This is a genomic window from Streptomyces oceani, assembly GCF_001751245.1.
Classification (GTDB): Bacteria; Actinomycetota; Actinomycetes; order Streptomycetales; family Streptomycetaceae; genus Streptomyces; species Streptomyces oceani.
This window is the reverse complement of sequence record NZ_LJGU01000025.1, coordinates 1-293: the sequence shown is the minus strand read 5'-3', so window position 1 is coordinate 293 and position 293 is coordinate 1. Positions and strand designations below refer to the sequence as shown.

At 74.4% G+C, this 293-nt stretch carries 1 pseudogene; it reads right to left on the bottom strand.

What is annotated here, in order from left to right:
• Nucleotides 1-293 (bottom strand): annotated as a pseudogene (locus AN216_RS00120) (N-acetylmannosamine-6-phosphate 2-epimerase); the annotation flags it as partial.

The window sequence follows — 293 nt, the reverse complement described above, 5'->3', positions numbered from 1 at the left end:
CGGTGAGCGTGCTCGGGTGAGTGATCGCCGTCCCGACCACCACCGCGTGCGCGCCGGCCTCCCGCGCCTGCGCGGCCTGCGCGGGGGTGTGGATGCGGCCCTCCGCGATGACGCGCTCAGGCAGTGCCCGGGCCAACCGCTCCACCAACCGCAGGTCTGGGCCCTCGCCTTGCACGGACCCTGCGGTGTAACCGGAGAGCGTGGTGCCGACCAGGTCGGCGCCCAGCTCCGCGGCGCGCACCCCCTCGTCGTACGAGGAGACGTCGGCCATCACCAGGCAGCCCACCTCGTGT